The organism is Clostridium rhizosphaerae, assembly GCF_016765585.1.
Lineage (GTDB): Bacteria > Bacillota > Clostridia > Clostridiales > Clostridiaceae > Clostridium_AT > Clostridium_AT rhizosphaerae.
Map to the genome: position 1 here is coordinate 1,405,088 of NZ_JAESWC010000002.1, position 20,458 is coordinate 1,425,545.

The window sequence follows — 20,458 nt, forward strand, 5'->3', positions numbered from 1 at the left end:
CCACATTTTGTTTTATATTTTTCTAACAATTCACATTATTATAAACAGTATTATGTTTATCAGTATGAGCTTTTCTATCCGCTCTTTCAGCATACTTTCCGGCCCCGAATCTTTCGTCTAAACTTAAGTATCCAGTTACTCTTGAAATACCTTGAATATTATAGCTTCCACATTTAGTACATTTATGTTCTCCGCTTCCTAAATATGTGCCGCAATCTCTACAGTATCTAATATGAAAATTAATTCCTATATAACTTATGTTTGTATGTTTATACGCATAATTTAGTATATCCATTATAATATCTTCAGATGGATAATCATCAAGCTCAATATAGCTTATATGTCCAGCATTACAAAGCTTATGATAAGGAGCCTCTATATCTATTTTATCTTTAATTGATACTGGAAAACCTACAGGTATGTGATAGCTGTTTGTATAATATTCCTTATCAGTCACACCTTTTATTTCTCCAAAAACCTTTTTATCCTGAAGAATAAATCTTCCGCTTAGCCCCTCTGCTGGTGTAGCATATGTACTCCAATTGAGCTTTGTTTCTTCAGTAAGCTTGTCTGTGTAATTTCTGATATGTGTTGCTATCTTAAAGCCTAATTCTCTAGCATATTCATCTTCTCCATGATGCTTTCCAACTAAGGCAGTAAGAGTTTCTGCAAGTCCAATCCAACCTATAGACCAAGTCCCCTGTTTTAAGATTGGCTCTATAGAATCGTCTGGACTTAAGCCTTCTGAACCCTTCATAAGCCCTTGTCCTGCTACGAAAGGCAAATCCTTAATCCTTAATCTTTTTAGAACATTATATCTGTGTATAAGTGCTTCCTTTGCAAGCTCTAACTTAGCATCTAGAAGAGAAAAGAATTTATCGATATCACCTTTTGCTAATATTCCGATCCTTGGAAGATTTATAGTTGTAGGTGCTATATTTCCTCTTCCTTTCGTACCAGGCTCGCCGTTTATATTTGACATTGTATATGTTCTACAACCCATTGTGGCAGGCATATAGCCTCTATCATAATATAACTTATTAAAATCAGCATCTATATTCATAAAAGTTGGATTCATTCTTTTGCTGGCAACTCTAGCAGCAAGCTTAAATAGATAATAATAAGGATCATTAACTTCTCTGTTAACTCCTTCTTTTACTCTAAAGATTATATTAGGAAATATAGGCTGTTCTCCTTTTCCTAATCCTCTTTCATATTCAAGTAAAAATATTTCACATACCAAGGCAGAGTCTTTATTATATGGTATTCCCAAATTAATAGAGCTAAAAGGTACCTGGCTTCCAGCCCTTGAGTGCATTGTATTTAGGTTGTAAACTATCCCCTGCATAGCCTGATGAATAGTTTTTATAAGCTTCTTTTCAACTGCTTCTTCTAGTTTTGTACCCTCTAGACCCAATTCCTCTAGTTCTTTTCTTACTTCCTGTCTGGTAGGTTCGACAAAAACTCCCATGTCATTATCAAAGTCTGGATGAGATTGTCCACCAAACATATCGTTTTGTGTAGATTGAAGAAGGATACAGGAAAGCTCTGCCGCTGATTCTATACGTCTTGGTCTATTTATTGTTCCGTAACCTGTATTAAAGCCTCTTTCTAATACTTCCTTTGTTGGTATATGTAAACAATTTGTAGTCAAATTGTAAGAATCAAGATCATGATAATATATATCTCCGTTTTCATGAGCCTTTGCCAAATGTTTAGGCATCATAGCCAGGTTATGCCACTTGTTTGACTCACTAGCTATTCTTAGAAGTTTTGAACTAAAGTTATTTCCTACATTAGCATTATCCCTGTCTGTCTCCACTCCTATTTGCTCAATAGCTTTCATTAGATCTGATTTTACTTCCCTAATTTTCGTTCTTTCTTTTCTATAGTTTGAATATGTACTTTTTAGGATTTTGAAATCATTTTCAAGTAAGGTTTGTTCAACTATGTTTTGAATCTCTTCAACATAAATTTCATCTTTATTTAAGTCTTCAAGCTTTTTTATAGCTTTTTGAGTGAGCTTAACAGCTTCACTTTCCTTAAGATTATAGGCGATCTCATCTGCAGCGCCCTTTATTGCATTTGCAATCTTAAGGGAGTTAAATTCAGTTTTTCTTCCGTCTCTCTTAACAACATGTAGCATTATTTTTCCTCCCCAAGTACCATATATTGTATCTTGCTTATTATACCCTAGGAAAATTTTTATGGCAATTTTAAAAATAACATTGTAGATACATTAACACACATTATATAACTTTACCTTTAATTTTTACTATTTTTTAATGATAATCTTATGTTGCTTTTTATTTTAAATCATAAACTTATAATTACCGCATATAATTATTATGTTATATATGTTATTTGGAGATGGTTCAATGAGAAAAAAGCTAATACTTATGACAAGTCTTATAATGACACTAAGTATTCTTTCTGGATGTTCAAAGGAAAAAGCTGTTGAAACAGTAAGCAAAGTTTCTAATGACAAAAAATATATTTCTCCTTATACTGGTGAAACAGTAGATGAAAAAACTTCTAGAAACATACCTTTTATGGCCATAATTGAAAACTCTAACGATGCAAGACCTCAATCTGGGCTTGTAGATGCCGACATTGTTTATGAAACTATGGCTGAGGGAGGGATACCAAGATTTATTGCATTATTTCAGAAAAATACTCCTGAAAAGATTGGACCAATACGAAGTGCCCGTGCTTACTTTTTAAATATATCAAGAGAATATAACTTACCTTTTGCTCACTGTGGTTACAGTGAAGAAGCTGAAAATATGATCAAGAATGATAATCTTATGACTCTTAATGAATTTACATATACAGGCTTTTACTGGAGAGACAAAGAAAGAAAGGCTCCACATAATTTATATACCTCTGCTAAAAGGTTAAGAGAAGCTATAAGCAATAGAGGTTATACAGATAGAGCTACTAATAAACCTAAATTTAATAAAGACTTTTGGCTAAGTGATAATAGCTCAAAAGCAAGCAGTATTTTACTAATACTTAATAAGTACTACTCTACTAGTTATACCTATAGAGATGGAAAATATTATAAGTCTATGAACGAAGAGGCCTCTTTGAACAAAGATGACAAACGCCCAATAGCTGTTACCAATGTTGTTGTTCAGGCAACAAATATAAAGCTTCAAAAGGATAACCAACATTTAGATATTGCTTTAGTTGGTGAAGGTACTGGCTATGTTTTCAGTAATGGAAGATACACAAAAATGACTTGGTCCAGAAAGGATATAGCTTCTCCTACTATACTTAAGGATGAGAAAGGACTTGATATTCCATTAAATCCGGGTAATACTTGGTGGCATATTATTGATAAGAGCAACCCTGTTGAAATAAAATAAGTAGATTGCAGTGCAATCTACTTATTTATCATTATATTCCTAAAAGCTTTTTAGTATGTTCTTCAACCATTTCTGGTGTCACATCAGTTTTTCTTGCTACTCCTGTTTTTATAGCAGCTTCAGCTACTTTTTTTGCAACAAGTGGTGCAATTCTTAAATCAAAGGCAGCTGGCATTACATAATCTTCATTTAATTCGTTTTCTGATATAACTGATGCTATAGCATAAGCAGCAGCTATTTTCATTTCATCATTTATTTCTTTTGCTCTTACGTCAAGCGCTCCTCTGAATATTCCTGGGAAAGCAACAACGTTATTAACTTGATTTGGAAAATCTGATCTTCCGGTACAAACAACTCTTGCACCAGCCTTTTTAGCTACATCTGGAAGTATTTCTGGATTAGGATTAGCCATAGCCATTATTATAGAATCCTTATTCATAGATTTTACCATTTCTTCAGTAACACAATTTGCAACTGATACACCTAAGAATATATCTGCTCCTTTTAAAGCATCTGCCAAGGTTCCTTTTACCTTTTGTTTGTTTGAAATTTTAGCCATTTCATCTTTATACTTATTCATTCCCTCTGGTCTGCCTTCATATATAGGGCCCTTTGTATCGCATAAAATTATATCTTTCATACCCATCTTTAGAAGAAGCTTAGAAATAGCAATACCTGCAGCTCCAGCTCCATTTATAACTGCTACAACATCTTCAATCTTTTTATTAATAAGTTTAAGCGCATTTATTAAACAAGCTGCTGAAACTACAGCAGTTCCATGCTGATCATCATGAAATATAGGAATATTAGATATTTTCTTAAGTCTTTCCTCTATCTCAAAGCATTCTGGTGCCTTTATATCTTCAAGGTTTATTCCACCAAAGGTTGGTTCCATAAGTTTAACTGTATCCACTATTTTATCTATATCTTTAGTATCCAGGCATATTGGGAAAGCATCTACTCCAGCAAAGGCTTTAAATAGTACTGCCTTACCTTCCATAACAGGAAGCCCTGCTCCAGCTCCGATATCACCAAGACCTAATACAGCAGTTCCATTAGTAACTACAGCAACCCAGTTTCCCTTTGAAGTATAATCATAAATTGTTTCATAATTTTTATTTATTTCAAGACATGGTTCAGCAACTCCAGGAGTATATGCAAGTGTCATATCCTCTTTTGTCTTTACTGGAACCTTGCAGTGAAGTGCTATTTTACCTTCGTTGTCTTTGTGAAATTTTAGAGCAGTCTCTCTTAAATTCATTATCATCATCTCCTAAATTATTATTTATTCATTTGCTGCCTTATTGGCTTTAAATAACAGTTGTTTTCCTGAAATACCAGGCTCTGTCATTCCGTAAGGATCTAATATGGTATCTAATGCAGCCTCATCTAGTATCTTCTTCTGAAGAACTATCTTTCTTACAGGCTCTCCAGTTTTTATAGCAGTCTTTGCAATCTTAGCTGCCTCCTTATAGCCTACGTGAGGACATATTGCTGTTATTATACCAACACTATTATCAACTAATTCCTTACAATGTTTTCTATTAGCTGTTATACCCATTATACAATTATTTATGAATGTATCAACACCATTTGTTAAAGTCTCTATAGATTGGAACAAATTATAAAATATTACTGGTTCAAAAGCATTTAACTCCATTTGTCCAGCTTCTACAGCCATTGTAATGGTCATATCATTGCCTATAATATTAAATGCAACCTGATTCATAACTTCAGGTATAACAGGATTAACCTTTCCAGGCATAATGGATGACCCATTTTGTTTAGAAGGAAGATTTATTTCACCAAATCCGGTTCTTGGACCAGAGGATAAAAGTCTCAAATCATTTGCAATTTTTGAGAGGCTTAACGCACATGTTTTTAATGACGCTGATACCGCTGCAAAGCTATCCGTATTTTGAGTACCATCTACCAAATCTTCAGCTTGGAAAAGCTTCATCTCTGTAACCTTACAAAGGTTTGGTACAATTTCTTTTACATATTCTTCATCTGCATTAATACCTGTACCAATTGCTGTTGCTCCTAAGTTTACATAGCTTAAATCTTCCAAAGTTCTTTTTATTCTAGTTATATCTCTTTTTATTGCACTTGAGTAAGCTTTAAATTCTTGACCTAATCTAATTGGTACTGCATCCTGAAGCTGAGTTCTTCCCATTTTAATAACATCGTCAAATTCCTCAGCTTTTTGTTTAAGCGCATTATATAGTTCTTCAAGCTTACTGATTGCTTTTTCTAATAATATTATTGTTGTTATCTTTCCTGCTGTAGGAATAACATCATTAGTAGATTGTCCCATATTTACATGGTCATTTGGATGAACTATACTATAGCTGCCTTTTTCACCGCCAAGTATTTCTATGGCTCTGTTTGCTATAACTTCATTAGCATTCATATTCATTGATGTTCCGGCTCCACCTTGAATTGGATCAGTAATGAACTCATCATGAAGCTTTCCCTGCAATATCTCGTCACAAGCTTTTACCATGGCATTCCCTATTTTTAAATCTAATAGTTCAACCTTCATATTTGTAAGTGCTGAAGCTTTTTTAATCTTTGCTAAAGCATTGATAAACTCAGGATGAACTCTGTAACCTGTAATTCTAAAATTTTCAGCTGCTCTCAAGGCTTGTACACCATAATATGCCTCTTTAGGAACCTGTTTTTCTCCAATTGAATCACTTTCTAGTCTAAATAACATTTCTTACTCCCCTTGCATTTTCAATATTTACATTACAATTATTAGTATTTTTTATATGGAACTTTATTTGTTTCATTCATAATTTTATATAAAATGAAGGAAAAGTTTCATTAATTTGATTATATTACTTTAGAATGATAAATTCAACTGTGTTTTATAATAATTTAAATTTTGTTTTTCTATAATTATTGACAGAAAAATTTCAAAGACCATATAGCTTTTAGCTATATGGTCTGCAACTTACTATGCTCCTGCGCTTTCATACGCTCTTATCCCAAATATCCAAGTAGTGTATGCTACTGCAAAAGAAATTACAGCTGCCAAAAATGTGCCTCCAACAGCCACACTCATACTAACTTTGCCTACAAAATAGCCAGCCGGGAAGTAAGCTGTAAAAGCAAATGGAATAATAAACGTTAAAATTACTCTTATCCATTTTGAATAAATAGTTATGGGGTACTTTGTAAAATCAGCCAACATATAATTCATAAAAAGAATTGATTGGCTGAACTTAAGCCAAAAAGCAAAAGAAGCAAAGAATAATTTGATAGAAGTATATATGACAGAACCGCATATTACTACCAATATAAAAGCTAAAATGTTTCCAAATGTAAATGTTATATTTATTTTAGGTACAGAAGCAATTACAAGAGCAATTCCTACTATTAATTCGCCAAGGGCATCTGGCTGAAACCTTTCTGCTAAAAGATGAAACAGTGGATTTATTGGCCTTAATAAGTATCTGTCAAAGTCCCCTCTTACAATAATCCTTCCTGCTAAAAGCCATAGATTATCTGTAAATAAGTGGTCAAGTCCTCTTGGAAGCTGAGCAAAACCATATATAAATAATATTTCATTAAAACTCCATCCATTTAAACTGGGGATTCGCTGAAATACCAAGTATAGAAAAGCTATACCTGTTGCCTGAACTACAACAAATCCAAGAAGTCCTATTAGAAAGTCAGCTTTGTACTCCATTAAAGATTTTAAATATTGAGCTAAAAACTTCATATAAAGTCTTGTATATTTTTTTAACATATTTTCTCCTCCTGTCGAACACGGGGCAACCTAAACTCACTCATTTCCCTTCGGGCACTGGGTAACTTAAGATGTTCGCTCCCGCTCACAAGTTACCCGTAAAAGTTCATTTAGAACTTTTACCTCGCAGGTTGCCCGTTAAAGCCCATTTAGGGCTTTGGCTTCGCCCACTGGGCAACCTAAGCTCGCTCGTTCACACTCGCAGGTTGCCCGTTAAAGCCCATTTAGGGCTTTAACCTCCTAAAATTACAAGCTTGTTGGTTGCTCTATTCCAAAACCATAGGCTTAAAAGGTATAAAAGCGCTATCCATAAAAGTTGAATGCCTAGAGCCTGCACCAGCGCCATACCAGTAAGCTTTTTCAAATAGATCATTACTGGTATATAATTTAATGAACTAAACGGAAAGAACTGCATAATCTTTTGAAGAAGCTCTGGGAAAAATGCAATAGGTATAAGCTGTCCTGAAAAGAATAAAAGTGCTGCGTCCTTTAGATGCCCTATACCCCACATGTTTGTTACATAAAACGCTAACAGTCCAAAAGAAAAATTCATTAGGAAGTTAACAAAAAATCCAAGCATCAGACTTAATAAATAAAGCACTATAGTTTTTGCATCAGGTGGAAGTTCCCCTGCTGTGAAGTATCTTACTGCAATGAGCCCTATCCAGACGGGCAGTAAGATAAAAATAAACTGATATAAAAGTGACCCAAAGGACATAAATAACATTCTTACCTTATAGCTTATAGGCTTTATTAAATTCATAGCTATTGAGCCGTCCATAACTTCATGCCCTATATCACTGTCTGTTCCTGTTGCTATTGTTCCTGCTGTAAGGCTGCTCATAAATATATAAATAATCATATCGTTTAAAGAAAATCCATTTATTGTTCCACTACCTGAACTTATAAAAACAGCTTTCCATAGATAATAAACAACAAAAGTCCTCATTAAATTTCCGAATACAAACATAAAAAAGTTAACTCTATAACTCATTATGCTTTGTATTACTCCCCTTGAAAATGGCCAGTATAGCCTTAGTTTTCTTTTCATATAAGTCATAGCTTCACCTCATGACCGTATATTTTTTTAATTATTTCCTCAATATCTGTTTCCTTAATATTTATATCCATGACTTGAACCTTGGACATTATATGCCCTACAATTTCTGATATGCTAATCTTATTTTTATTAAAGCTTACAAATAAGCTGTTGTCTTTCATCCAAGTAACAGCATCTTCTTCAGCTAATCCAAATTCTTTGCTTATATCAATTTGTTTTGCTGCATTAATTTCCTTGACAAACGTTTGTACAGTTCGCATATATCCATATGTATCTTTTATTTTTTCTATACTTCCATCGTATACAGACTTTCCTTTATCAATTATAATTATCCTATCACAAAGTTCCTCTATATCACTTAAGTCATGAGTTGTTAGAATAACTGTTGTCTTAAACTCCTGATTTATCTGTTTTATAGCTTTTCTAATGTTCTCCTTTACCATAACATCAAGTCCTATAGTTGGCTCATCCAGATACAGTATCTTAGGATTATGGATAAGTGCTGCAGCAAGGTCCGCTCTCATTCTTTGTCCTAGTGAAAGCGTTCGCACAGGACTACTAATAAACTCATTGATTTCTAATACTTCATTAAAGAACTCCATTCTATTTTTGTAGTCATTATCACCAACATTATATATTTCCTTTAATATTGAAAAGGTCTCTGTAAGAGGCAAGTCCCACCAAAGCTGAGTTCTTTGTCCAAAAACAACTCCTATTTGGCTTGCATTTTTTTGTCTGTCTTTATAAGGAATTATACCATTTACTATACACTTGCCTGAGGTTGGCACAAGTATTCCTGTCATCATTTTAATTGTCGTGGATTTTCCAGCACCATTGGCCCCTATATATCCTACCATTTCACCTTCGCCAATATTAAAACTGATATTATCTACTGCCTTTTTTATATCAGCTTCTTTGCTAAAAAGTCCTTTAACTGCACCTTTAAGTCCAGGCTGCTTTTTATATATTTTAAACTCTTTAGTCAAGTTTTCAACCTGTATCAAATCTATCCCCTCTTTCTTTTTAATACTCACTATATTAATTTACATTATTTAACTTGGTAATTCAAGAACTTTTGTTCTAATAATGATTTTTACTATTCTTCTATACTTGATTGCAAACAAGTAGCCGCCAAAAGAGGCGGCCATAATACTTTCTATTTGATATCAATAAAATTACTCTGTATTTTAGTAAATTCATCGATATTGTTAAGAAGAATATCAGCTAGTTCCGGGTCAAAATGTTGTCCTTTTTCGTTTTTAAACACTTCAATAATCTCTTCAATAGGCCATGCTTTTTTATAGACTCTCTCACTTCCTAATGCGTCGAATACATCTGCCACAGCTGTTATCCTTCCATATATGTGTATATCTTCTCCTCTTAGCCCTTGAGGATAACCTTTGCCATTATATTTCTCATGATGCTCATAGGCAATAATTGAAGCGGTTTTCATTATTTCTTTATTTGAAGTCTTAAGCATTTCATGCCCTGCAGATGCATGATTTTTTATAATTTCAAACTCTTCCGCTGTAAGCTTTCCTGGTTTATTTAGTATCTCATCTGGAACTGCAAGCTTTCCTATATCATGCATAGGTGAGGCTAATCTAATCAGCTCAGCTTCCTCCTCAGAAAGTCCGTACTTTAATGCTAAAAGCTTAGAATATTCTGCAACCCTTTTTACATGATTTCCTGTTTCTTTAGAGCGTGCCTCAGCTATTTCACCTAGTGTAAATATAACCTCTTTTTGAGTGTTTTCTATTTCCTTATTTAAATAAATATTATCGAAAGCGATAGATACATTATTACAAAATATTTCAATAAGATTTATATCTGTCTCATTAAGTTCTCTTGATCCTTGAATATAAATCATATTTTCCGAACCTATGTCACTTTTAAAATAAGCAACAAAATTATCTTCAAAAAATATACTCTTCTTCTCTTTTGCAGCTGTTTCAAGTTTTTCTAATACTTTATCGGGAATAACTTCATCTATTCTTCGATCTATTCCTTCTGAATACTCACCTGTTGCTGCTAATATATAAAATCCATCTTCATTTTTGGTTGCTGCAAAACTTGAGGTCTGGCAATAAATTGCACTTTTGTTTAAGTTCAGTATTGATGTCAGCTGGGTTAATACACCTGTTGCAAATTTCTTCATTGATTGAACTTCAAAGATTGTAGATGATGATTCAATTATTTTTTCAAGGCCTCTTTTATTATTATCTATGATAGTAATATCCCTATAAGAGCGTATTGCTGCAACCATAGTTGTAAATAATTTTTGTGCAGTTAACTCAGCTTTTTCTTTATAATCATTGATATCATATTCCAAGATAACCTTTTTTTCAGGAGCTTGCCCAGGTTGGCCAGTTCTTAGTATTACTCTTGAAAGCTTATTGTTAAGCTCCTCACGAATATATTTCGCAAGTTTTAAACCTGAGTTATCATACTCCATGACTACATCTAATAAAATTACTGCTACGTTAGAACAGCTGCTTAAAAGATATTTCGCTTCCTCTTCTGTATAAGCAGAAATAAACTCTAGTCCTTTACTATCAAATTCAAAATCAGATAGTACAAGTTTAGTGACATTATGAACCTCTTCATCGTCATCTATTATCATCACTTTCCACTTTTCTTCCATAACTTTAACTGACTTATTCTCATTTACATTTTCATCTGCAAAAATAAGCTCATCTTCATCATTAAAATTAATAAAATCCTCACCACTGTTCATCTATAACCATCTCCTATTTACAAGTTTTCAATTGGAAAAGTAATCTTAAAAATAGTTCCTAAAGCTGGCTCACTTTCACATATAATAGTTCCCTTAAGTGTTTGAGTTACTATATTGTAAACTATATTAAGTCCTAATCCTGTTCCCCCTTTACCGCGTTTAGTGGTAAAGAAAGGATCAAATATTTTACTTACTATATCATTATCCATTCCTTTTCCATTGTCTGAATAAGTAAATATTATATTATTATCTTTCTTCTCAAAATCAAATATAATAGTACCTTCTTGCCCTTCCTCAAATGCATGAATGAGAGAATTCATTACGAAATTTGTTACTATTTGAGAAAATGCTCCTGGAAAACTTTCTATTTCTATGTTTTCATCACAATTTATACCTATGGTAATTTTAGTTTTCTTTAATTTAGGTCTTAAGCTTAATAGTATTTGATTTACATACTCATAAATCTTAAATCGTCTTTTTATCTCACTTGATTGATCAACCGCAACCTGTTTAAAACTTTTAACCAATTCAGAAGCTCTTTGTAGATTTGATAATATAGCCTCAGAACTTTCAGCAGATGTATTCAAATATTTTTCTAAATCTGATTTTTTTAGAGAATTACTTTTAAAAACCTCATAAAATTCCTTGGTTTTTTCCTGAAGATATGAAGCTGCTGTAACACTTACCCCAATTGGAGTATTTATTTCATGAGACACTCCTGCTACTAACCCACCAAGTGCGACCATCTTTTCAGATTGAATAAGTTGATCCTGGGTTACTCTTAGCTTGTCCAAGGCTTCTTTAAGTTCTATGTTTGACTCTTCTAATTCTTTTGTTCTATCGATAACTCTTTGCTCAAGGTTTCTATTAAGCTCTGAAATCTCTTCTTTAGATTTGCTTAATTCATTCCATGCACTCTGCAAAGACTCATTCTTAACTTGTAATTCCTTAGAATAATCTTTTACATTTTGTGCTAGCCTAATAAACCGTCTAGTAATTAATAATATTAGTGACAGAATAAATAATATTAAGCCGCCTTCTTTAATAGTGGTCTTCTTTATCACTGAATCAGCTATATAAATGATGTAAATTAATAAGCCCATAGTAAATATCACTGCTTCCTCATCGCCTTTAAAAGCTCTCAAGAAGGATATAGTAACCAACACTAAAAGTGTTATCCCAATAAGGCCATAATAACCATAAATTTCAATGTTCATTACAGATACTCTGCCGTGACTTAATGTAAAAATTAACATCAAAGATATAAACAATATAGACGCACATAATAATAAATATCTAATTTTATCTAATAAAAACTTATAACATTCATCAAATACCTGCTGAAAAAAATAAACAAAAGCTATAGGCGCAAGACTTAAAGAACTATAGAAAAGATAATTCCACAGTATAGACGAATTGTAAATTAATAAATTTATTTCATCTCCGTTAGCCACACCGTAAATAACCATAAGTATTAAAAATATACTTAAAGAATAAAGAACCCTTCTGTCTTTATCCTCAAAGAATAAACTTAATATAATAAAAATAATTGCAGCAGCCAAGATAACTGAATTAGTAATAACCTTTTGAGTAGTACTTCTTAATACATTACTTAATATACTTTCATTTTCATCCATACTAATTATTTTATTAACATCACTTTTAGTTCCAATAGGTCCTAAATATCTATTATCTCCTTTGTGAATTAATAAAACCAAAATACTTTTATCATTAGCAGAACTATCATGTTCTCTTTGAACTACTAACGGAATAATTATATTTCTTTTCATTCTATCAAGATCTGTTGCATACTGTATCCCATTTACATTTTCTTTTAATATAAGTGCGCCATTAAAGTATGCTTCAAATTCCATGCCTTTTATTCCATCAAAATATACTGCCGGGTTATTTAAATTAATATCACCTAATTCGATCTTTACCAATAGATTATGTTCTTTGTCTATATTCTCACCATTTACACCATCTACGCTCTCATAGTTGTCCCATTTAAAGTTATCGTATTGTTGCTTATAGATATAACCCTTATCCTCATTTTTAGCTATTGTATACTTAATATTATTAGAATTAATATATTTAGTCTCGGTCTTAGCTAAATTAAAAAATGAATTATATAATTTACTCCCGCCTAAAATAATAAGTCCTAATGCAATTATTGTGGATAACATATTTATTTTCGACTTAAATTTATAATTCGTTTTTATATTTCTCACTCCCATCAATAACGTTTAGTCATTAAGTATTATATCAGAAAATATCTTACATATGTATATTTTGTCGAAATTTTCAAGTCTATTATCAATAAGTAGAAGAGCCTATAATTAAAAGTTGCTATCTCAAAACAACTAAACTTAGCGTGTTATTTAAATACGTAGAAACATGTGAGCAAGCAGTAATAAGACTTTAATTAAAAAATTTATAAAGCCGTTAAGAATCCTATATTGCTGAAAAGCCTAAATGGCTTTTCAGGGGCAGTTTACGAATGGCAATGAGTAATCTAAACTGCCCCGAACCGAGTGAAACGAGTTTATAGGATTTAGGCTTTATAAATTTTTTAATTATTAGTCTTATCTGCGAAGCGAAAGTTTCATAGAATTCAATAACACGCGATAGGTTTAAGCTATTTTGAGACAGCCTCTCTTACACTGAAACTACCTTGATTATTTCGTTATATATACATAAATCTCTTATAATCTCACTAGTTTTAATATTCCTTGGTATGAGTATAGTGTATAAGCTGGTCTTATATGGATTTTCCTCATCTTCTTCAATTTCAAACTCTATATTTTGTACCTTAATATTTTTCAAACTAAAATATTCTTCCATTTTCATTACTAGTTCCACTCTATCTATATACTGAACTTCAAGCTTGGCAAGCTTTGATTTTTGAAAAAATCGTGTTTCAAACCGCTTTAGTGAAACAAGAACTATAAAAACTCCTATAGTTGAAAATATGCTTAAGAAATAGTATCCAAGTCCTACTGCCAACCCAATACACGCAACTACCCATATGCTTGCTGCAGTTGTAAGCCCCTTTACTGAACCTTTCTCGTGTATTATGGTTCCAGCTCCTAGAAATCCTACACCAGTAATAACTTGTGCACCAAGTCTGCCTACATCAGCCTTTAATGCACTTTCTAGCGCAGGATGCAAAAGTATCATATTTGAAGTTTCTTGTATTGCATACATTTGTATCATTGAAGTTACAGCTGCACCAATACATACCAAAATATGAGTTCTAAAGCCTGCTGGTCTATTTTTATATTCTCTTTCATAGCCAATAAATCCACCAACAATAATTGCCAATATGAGTCTTATTATAACTTCGTACCAAACCACTTAATCACCCCTTAATAAAATTGCGAACTAAAATGACCGCAGACTGTGCTTTAAAGTCTGTAGGGCTTTTTGTGGAAAATAATATATAATCTTAGTGATTACTTTGCTACTGTTCTAAGGTTCGTAAAGTAATAAAACTAAGAGCCTCTAAGAATTCGCTTTAACTTTTGCTATCTTTAAAGCGAAGCTTCCATTATAAATGTTGATATCATATTTTAATTTTTGTTAGCTCAGAAGAGAGGCTCTAAGTTTTATGACTTCACCAAGAACATGGGCAAAGTACTCAATTAATCTTATATATTATTTTCTACACTGCCCTACAGACCTTAAAGCAGGCCTATAACACTTTTGTTGTTCTCTAGTTAATCAAGTAAAATATTAGGCTTTGTTAAAAGCGAGTAATGACCTTTCTATCATATATATATTTAAATATAAACTTATAAAAATATTCAAATATATGTCTATTTAAATATTTACTTGAGCCATGCTGGTTTGCAGTAGATTTGCTTTCTACGACATAAAAGAACATGCTTATGTCAGCACTATTATTAAACAGCTCCAAATATTAAAAAGTTTTAAATATAAAAACAATCGTTGAGTAAATCGTATAGATATATAATTATAATTGCGTAAAAGATGTATAGGCTAGGTGTAAAGACCGAAAGCAAGTGTAGAAAATAATATTTTAATTTGATTGATAACTTTGCTCATGTTCTTGGCGAAGCAATGCTGAAAAGCTTAGAGCCTCTCTCCTGAGCAAGCTAAAATATTTTAAGTTTACCAAATATATTTTAATGCCTACTGCTATTAAAGAAACAAGAAGTCAAAGCGAATTCATAGAGGCTCTTAACTTTTCAGCATTTCAAGCCTTAGAACATACGCAAAGTTATCATAAAGTAAAATATTATTTTCTACACTAAGCTCTAAGGTCTTTACGCCACATCCTGCGGCAATTTATTACGCAATCTAATTATGTTCTGCTGCATCTTCAATGTATGCTCTTAAAAGCTCTGCTGCTCCCCATGCTTGTGCAAAGCAGGCCCTTGCAGTATTAGGACTGTCTCCATCAAATACTTCAGAGATATTTCCTACACATCTGTCCCTTAAATGGTCATAAAATGGTTCAATTATTTTATGACACAAATTCTTATCTTTGTACCATCTATTTATTGCTGAAATAAATGGTCCAATAAGCCAGCTCCAAACAGTTCCTTGATGATATGCAGAATCTCTTTCAAATACACCGCCAATAAAAATTCCTTTATACTCTTTATCATCATAGGCTAAGCTTCTAAGTCCATATGGAGTATACAGCTTTTGAAAAGCAGTTTCTATTGCCATTTTAGCTTTTTCTTCATCAATCATAGTATATGGCAAGCTTAATGCTATGATACCATTAGGTCTTATCTGCTCATTATATTCATTGCCATCTATATAATCGTAGAAATAATTAGCATTATCATTCCAAAACTTTTTAGTAAAGCTTTCTTTAATTTTTGTTGAAAGTTCTTCATAATACTTATAGTCAATCCCAAACTCCTTGCAGAGCTTTGTATATATGCAGATTGCATTATACCAAAGAGCATTTATTTCAACAGCTTTTCCTTGTCTTGGAGTTACAGTTAAATCGTTTATCTTTACATCCATCCATGTAAGCTGAATATCCTTATTTCCTCCCCTTAGCAATGAATCTTCTTTATCCATTTCTATTTCGTGCATCGTCCCATTTATATGATTCTTTATCATTGATGTTAATGTAGGGAATATATACTCTTTTATAAAACTATAATCGTTTGTGTATTCAAGATATTTATGCACTGCATTGAAATACCACAATGTTGCATCTATTGTATTATATAAAGGCTCTACCCCCGTATCAGGAAACATATTAGGTATAAGCCCCTGCTTTTCATACTTTGAGAATGTAATTAGAAGCTCTCTAGCTTCTTCAAATCTTCCTGTAGTCAAAGTGAGCCCCGGAAATGCAATCATAGTATCTCGTCCCCAGTCAGTAAACCAAGGGTAACCTGCAATTACTGTAGAAGTATTAGTTGATTTTCTTTTTACAATAAACTGATCACAAGCTAGGCATAATTGTTTTGTAAGCTCATTTTTTACAGGCAGCTTTTCAATTAATTGTTCTTTCCTATGTCTTTCAGCGGCAAAATAATCTTCACCATTTAATTCTACAATATCTTCAGTGGAAGCTATTATACTAAATTCTTTTGTCTCATTTGGCTGAACTTCTATTTCAAAGTATCCCGGAACGAAATGATTATCATAGTTATCGAGTCCTCTTTGATATTCATTAAAGTAAAAAATATCTTCTACCAATCTTGAATTTTCTATAAAACCAGCTTTATCAGATTTTAAGTATAAACATACATCATCAATTATATCATAGTTTATTTTAATTCCATTATTTACTTCTAAAAAAGTACATTTAAAATCCCCTTTTTTTGTATTCCCATGATGATCTCTATTATTAACTAAAGGTTCAATTTTAATTTTTACTGGCTCATTATTATTTATAATTTTATAAGAAACTACTGTAGTATTCTCATTATATGCCATAGTAATTTTTTTACTTATAAGAATACCTCTTACTTCATAATTTTGAATTGGAAAGTATTCCTGCTCAAAGCTAACTTGATTTAGGAATCCTTCATCTATACTTCCATTACTATATTCATTTGTATAAAGCTTAATCTCTTTATCTCCAACAAGCAATGTTTCATCTAACTTTGATAGAAGCACTTTTCTATCCACTGGAGGATTCAAACAAGCAACAAGAAGTGCATTATATTTACGAATATTTGATCCGCAAATTGTACTCGAACAGTATCCTCCTAATCCATTAGTAATAAGATATTCTTTAGATATTGAGGACTGATAATCTTTCAAATCATATTTACCAAATCTAATCATGTTTTTAATCTCCTTTTTAAAAAATAAAGGTATTCATAAACCGGGCACTTATTGTCCCTTTTTATGAATACCCAATTAATATCTTTTATTTATTTTACTAGCCCTTAACAGCCCCAGCAACAAGTCCTTTTTGTATAAATCTCTGCAAGAGCATAAAGACTATAACTATAGGAAGTGATGATAAAACTGCTGCAGCTGCAAACTTAGTCCAGTTAGCTGAGAACTGATTGTTTATAAAACTTCTAAGTCCTAGCGCTAAAGTGAAGTTTTCAGGTGATTTTAAAGCTATAGAACTTATCATGTACTCACTATAGGTTCCTATAAAACTAAATAAAAATTGAACCACCATCATTGGAATAGCAAGAGGTATTATTATCTTTGTGAATACCTGCCAGTGAGTTGCTCCATCAACCATAGCTGCCTCATCCAGTTCTATTGGAAGACTGTCAAAGTATCCTTTAAGAAGCCAGATGTTATAAGCACTTCCGCCTGCAAATACTAAGATTAAAGCATAAAGATTATCTAGTAAGTCAAACTTTAGAAGAATAGCATATATAGCTGAAATAGTCATCATAGCTGGGAACATCTGAAGTATTAAAAGAGCCATAAGACCATTCTTTCTACCTTTAAATCTTATTCTTGAAAAAGCGTACGCTCCTAAGCTGGTCATAAATAGCTGAATAAGCGCAACAGCAACACAAAGTATTAAACTATTTTTAACCCAAATTGGGAAGTTTCCTCCCTTTGATGGATCTCCAGAAAATAATCCAGTATAGTTTTCAAAAGTTATAGTTTTTGGAAAAAAGGTTCCTTGGTAGAAGAAGTTACCTTTTGATAAAGATGCTACTATTATGGATATCAACGGAAATAAAGTTATTGCGAGCAGTACCCATATTAATAACCTGCTAAGCCAAAGAGTTCTTCTTTCACCTGATTTTAATCTATGCTTATAAACTAATTCTAATTCATTCGTATTAGTAGTTTTTGTATTCATTGTTAGTCCACCTCCTCAAATGCACCAGACATCTTCATTTGGAAGAAACTTATCGTTCCAATAAGGATGAATATTAATATACTCAATGCAGCTGCTAAATCATATCTAAATAGAGGCTGCCCAATCATCTTAAAGGCAGAGCTTGCTAAAATATCTGTACTTCCTGCAAAACTAGTATTTGGCTTTGGAGGACCCCCTGCAGTTATTAAGTATGCTGCACCAAAATTATTAAAGTTAAATGAGAAAGATGATATTATTAATGGTATTGATGATGATGTAAGTGATGGAAGTGTAATTTTAACAAATTTCTGCCATCTATTAGCACCATCTATTTCAGCCGCTTCATAATAGTTATCTGGTATTGAAGCAAGGGCACCTAGGCATACATTCATCATATATGGAAAGCCTAACCATAAACTTACCATAATTACTCCCACTCTAGCCCATGTTACATCTGTAAGCCAAGGAATATTGGCTGATATTATATGAAGTTTTGTCAACATCAGATTTATTGTACCATAATCTTGATTTAAAAGACCTTGCCAAGATAAAATAGCTATTGCACTTGGTAAAGCCCACGGAATAATAAATAAACCCTTATAAAGGCCTCTTTCTTTCATATTATTATTATTTAGTAACATTGCAATAAATAGTCCAATAAAATAATTACCTAAAGTTAAAATAATAGCAAATGCAAGTGTCCATGCAAAAACAGGTAAAAATATTGGTTTCAACGGACCTGCTAAAATCTGTTTAAAATTATCAAAGCCAACTATTTTAAAATCTTCCATATGATTTATATTATAGTTAGTAAAGGCGATATATATAGTATATATTATAGGTATTAAGCTTAATACTGCAATTGAAATAAGTGCTGGTGATAAATATACGTAACCTCTTATACGATCATAAAAATTACCTTTTTTCTTCCTTTCCATCGTAATCCCCTTTCATTATCAAATAGGAGGGGATAATCCCCTCCTATTAATTTGTCATGCCAATATTATACTATTTAGCTTGTTGTGATAATTGGTCATTTATATCTTTAACAACCTTAGTTGCAAAAGCTTTTGAATCCATTTTACCATCAACTAATTGTACTAAAGAATCATTAACCTTCCAAGCTGCTCCCATTTCTGGAATATTAGGCATTGGATATGCAGTCTTAGCTTGCTCAATAAATGCTGCTAAATCGCCTTTTGAAAGGTCGGAAAGCAATTTTGAATCCTTAAGAGCTGGTATTCTGTGTCCTTTGTCATATAATGCCTGCTCTGAGTGTGCAACTAAATATTTCATTAAGTCCCAAGCTTCTGTTTGGTTCTTTGATTTAGCATTTACGAATGCTGCTTGAACTCCTAAAAATGGAGTTGCTGGTTTTCCGTTGATTGATGGAAGTGGTGCAACTTTAAATTTAACATTTTCTTTCTTGAAACCTTCGACATCCCAAGGCCCACTTATATACATACCAATTTTTCCTGCTTTAAATTCTCCACCAGCTATACCTGAATCAACACTAGATTTCATTCCAAGGTCTTTTCCAAATGTAGCAAGTACATCATAGCCTTTTATAGCGCCTTCATTTCCAAGTCCGATATCCTTTGGATCTATGTTACCACCATTATCTTTATATATATATCCGCCAAATCCTGATAAAAATGCATAGCTGTGGTAAAGGTTTTTAGCCTCATATTTAAATCCTACTTTTTTACCTTGAGCTATTAAGTCATCTAAAGTTGTTGGAGCAGTAGTAACTTTATCTGGGTTATAGAATAATGCTAAAGTCTCTTGTGAAAGAGGAACTGCATAAGTTTTTCCTCCAACTGTTACTGCATTTACTATGTTCTGATTATATTTTGATGAGTCAACAATTCCTGATGGAACTTCTGCAACAACGCCAGCCTTAACAAACGCTCCTAGGTTATCATGAGCTAAACCAAACATAATGTCAGCTGCTTTTGAGCTGTTTGCTGCTTGAGCAAATGCATTAAAGTCACCTTTATCTGCTAAAACGTCAACTGTATTTCCTGTACTTTTTGCCCATTCCTCAGCAATAGGCTTAACTGCTGCTACTTCATCATCTGTAAGATGTGACCAAACAACTATCTTCTTTCCACCCTTAGTTTCAGAAGCATTTTGAGGTGTTTCCTTCTTGCCGCAGCCAACTAAAGCAGTAGCAACTACCATAGCAGCTAAAGCTGATACTAAAATTCTAGATCTTTTCATTAAAGTTTCCCCCTTTAATAAATTATATTTT

The 20,458-nt window shown here is 32.5% G+C and carries 14 protein-coding genes; 1 reads left to right on the top strand and 13 read right to left on the bottom strand.

Going from position 1 to position 20,458, the window contains the following annotated elements; genetic code table 11:
• Positions 1-22: 22 nt before the first annotated feature.
• Complete coding sequence (gene nrdD, locus JK636_RS09655; protein ID WP_202748613.1) at positions 23-2,146, bottom strand: anaerobic ribonucleoside-triphosphate reductase; 2,124 nt, start codon at positions 2,144-2,146, stop codon at positions 23-25.
• A gap of 232 nt (positions 2,147-2,378) precedes the next feature.
• Here nrdD and JK636_RS09660 point away from each other — a divergent pair, with 232 nt between their 5' ends.
• On the top strand, positions 2,379-3,371 hold the full coding sequence (locus JK636_RS09660; RefSeq protein WP_202748614.1) for a DUF3048 domain-containing protein: 993 nt from the start codon (positions 2,379-2,381) through the stop codon (positions 3,369-3,371).
• Between the two features lie 31 nt (positions 3,372-3,402).
• On the opposite strand, the gene JK636_RS09665 is transcribed toward JK636_RS09660, so the two are convergent.
• The 12 genes from JK636_RS09665 to JK636_RS09720 all read right to left on the bottom strand — a co-directional run bounded on the left by JK636_RS09665 (position 3,403) and on the right by JK636_RS09720 (position 20,427).
• Positions 3,403-4,632, bottom strand: coding sequence for an NAD(P)-dependent malic enzyme (locus JK636_RS09665; protein ID WP_202748615.1), 1,230 nt, complete (start codon positions 4,630-4,632; stop codon positions 3,403-3,405).
• Between the two features lie 24 nt (positions 4,633-4,656).
• On the bottom strand, positions 4,657-6,090 hold the full coding sequence (locus JK636_RS09670; RefSeq protein WP_202748616.1) for an aspartate ammonia-lyase: 1,434 nt from the start codon (positions 6,088-6,090) through the stop codon (positions 4,657-4,659).
• A gap of 243 nt (positions 6,091-6,333) precedes the next feature.
• The gene (locus JK636_RS09675; protein ID WP_202748617.1) at positions 6,334-7,128 is read right to left on the bottom strand and encodes an ABC transporter permease; all 795 of its coding nucleotides are present in this window, start codon (positions 7,126-7,128) and stop codon (positions 6,334-6,336) included.
• A gap of 232 nt (positions 7,129-7,360) precedes the next feature.
• On the bottom strand, positions 7,361-8,188 hold the full coding sequence (locus JK636_RS09680) for an ABC transporter permease (protein WP_202748618.1): 828 nt from the start codon (positions 8,186-8,188) through the stop codon (positions 7,361-7,363).
• On the bottom strand, positions 8,185-9,192 hold the full coding sequence (locus JK636_RS09685) for an ABC transporter ATP-binding protein (protein WP_202748619.1): 1,008 nt from the start codon (positions 9,190-9,192) through the stop codon (positions 8,185-8,187). The genes JK636_RS09680 and JK636_RS09685 overlap by 4 nt, the downstream gene beginning before the upstream one ends.
• Positions 9,193-9,344: 152 nt before the next feature.
• A complete protein-coding gene (locus JK636_RS09690) occupies positions 9,345-10,925 on the bottom strand; it encodes a DUF3369 domain-containing protein (protein ID WP_202748620.1) in 1,581 nt (526 codons plus the stop codon).
• 17 nt (positions 10,926-10,942) lie between these two features.
• Positions 10,943-13,111, bottom strand: a complete 2,169-nt coding sequence (locus JK636_RS09695; RefSeq protein WP_202748621.1) for a sensor histidine kinase — start codon at positions 13,109-13,111, stop codon at positions 10,943-10,945.
• Between the two features lie 472 nt (positions 13,112-13,583).
• Positions 13,584-14,282 carry an MgtC/SapB family protein gene (locus tag JK636_RS09700; RefSeq protein WP_202748622.1) on the bottom strand — a complete coding sequence of 233 codons (699 nt, stop codon included), beginning with the start codon at positions 14,280-14,282 and terminating at the stop codon, positions 13,584-13,586.
• Positions 14,283-15,248: 966 nt separating this feature from the next.
• Complete coding sequence (locus JK636_RS09705; RefSeq protein ID WP_202748623.1) at positions 15,249-17,210, bottom strand: amylo-alpha-1,6-glucosidase; 1,962 nt, start codon at positions 17,208-17,210, stop codon at positions 15,249-15,251.
• 97 nt (positions 17,211-17,307) lie between these two features.
• A complete protein-coding gene (locus tag JK636_RS09710) occupies positions 17,308-18,204 on the bottom strand; it encodes a sugar ABC transporter permease (RefSeq protein ID WP_202748624.1) in 897 nt (298 codons plus the stop codon).
• Positions 18,205-18,206: 2 nt separating this feature from the next.
• Positions 18,207-19,142 (bottom strand): carbohydrate ABC transporter permease, encoded by a 936-nt coding sequence (locus JK636_RS09715; RefSeq protein ID WP_202748625.1) that lies wholly within the window; start codon positions 19,140-19,142, stop codon positions 18,207-18,209.
• Between the two features lie 70 nt (positions 19,143-19,212).
• Positions 19,213-20,427: a sugar ABC transporter substrate-binding protein gene (locus JK636_RS09720; RefSeq protein WP_202748626.1), complete on the bottom strand. Its 1,215-nt coding sequence runs from the start codon at positions 20,425-20,427 to the stop codon at positions 19,213-19,215.
• Positions 20,428-20,458 lie beyond the last annotated feature (31 nt).